Below are 1,397 nucleotides of genomic sequence, written 5' to 3' on the forward strand. Positions count from 1 at the left end.
AAACGGAAAGCCTGATGCCCGAGTGCTGACCCAGAGCGCGCATACCCCGGCTGGTGGCCGGTCAATTATCGGAACGGTGACCGGATAATGATCGGAATCCCGGCCGATCAATTATCGGAATGGWGGCCGGTCAAAATCGGAATCCGCACCGTCGTAGCTTCTGACGCGACCGATAGGGCCAGAAAGGTCGCAGGGCCCTGCCGCTCGTCGAGCCGCTCTCGCCAGCGATAGATCTGTTGGGCCTGGATGCCGTGGCGCTTCGCTGTCCCAATCACGTTACCGTTCGTCAGCGCCTCCTCCACGACAGCACGCTTCTCCTCCGAGCTCCAGCGGCGGCGTCGAACATAGGTCTCATCATCCACTCCGGCTTCTCCAGCACTGCTGCCGGCACCGCTGCCGGATCAGAAGCGCGAAAAGCTGGACGTCAGAATGCCCTTCAACAAGGCGGCCTACGCCGGATGCGTACAGCGAGGATGAGCTTGCCGCGTCAGCCGCGGCGGCGAAGACTGGGAGTGTACGCGCCTTCACGCGCAAGCGGCCGATACGCAAGCCCTGGCGGGAGGATATCGAGCGCGAGCGGGTCGTCATCGAWCCTCCCACCGCTTGCACCTGCTGCGGCGGACCGCGGCTGTCGAAGCTGGGCGAGGATGTAACCGAGACGCTGGAGGAGATCCCGCGCCGCTTCAAGCTGATCGAGACGGTGCGCGAGAARTTCACCTGTCGGGATTGCGGGAAGATCAGCCAGCCGCCGGCACCGTTCCATGCCACGCCGCGCGGCTTCATCGGTCCGCAACTGCTGGCGACGATCCTGTTCGACAAGTTCGGCATGCACGCTCCGCTCAACCGCCAGAGCGCACGCTTCAAGGCCGAGGGGATCGACCTGCCGCTGTCGACGTTGGCCGACCAGGTCAGCCATGGAACCTTCGCTCTGAAGCCAGTCTTCGACCTGATTGAGAACCATGTGCTCGCTGCCGAGCGCCTTCATGGCGACGACACGACGGTCCCGATCCTGGCGAAGGCCAAATGCGCGACCGGGCGCATATGGACCTATTTGCACGACGACGGCCCCTTCGCCGGACCTGCGCCGCCGGCGGCGGTCTATTACGCCTCGAGCGACCGACGCGGCGAGCACCCGCAGAAGCATCTGGCCGGGTTCGCGGGCATCCTTCAATGCGACTGTTACAGCGGCTTTGAGCCGCTGTTCGATCCCCAGCGGAAGCAACAGCCAATCACGCCGGCGTTTTGCTAGTCGGTCGTGAACAACCTGATCCTGGCGGTTTGTGAGTTTAGCTGAACGCCGGTCGGCCCTTTGTGATCGAGGTCTGCGCCGCGGGGGCGCTGAGCGTGGCCAGGATCAAGGCGCAAAAAACTCTCAGCCATGCCAGGAGCAGGCGGAT

1 protein-coding gene and 1 pseudogene are annotated in these 1,397 nt (G+C 63.9%); one reads left to right on the top strand and one right to left on the bottom strand.

The features are described 5' to 3' along the window. Nucleotides 1–107 precede the first annotated feature (107 nt). Nucleotides 108–362 carry a transposase gene (locus AC1D34_RS37600; protein WP_476827034.1) on the bottom strand — a complete coding sequence of 85 codons (255 nt, stop codon included), beginning with the start codon at nucleotides 360–362 and terminating at the stop codon, nucleotides 108–110. A 98-nt stretch (nucleotides 363–460) separates the two neighbouring features. On the opposite strand from AC1D34_RS37600, the pseudogene tnpC reads away from it, so the two are divergent. Next, nucleotides 461–1,246 (top strand): annotated as a pseudogene (gene tnpC / locus AC1D34_RS37605) (IS66 family transposase); the annotation flags it as partial. Nucleotides 1,247–1,397: the final 151 nt, after the last annotated feature.

Source organism: Allobosea sp. P1_A7 (assembly GCF_056406775.1).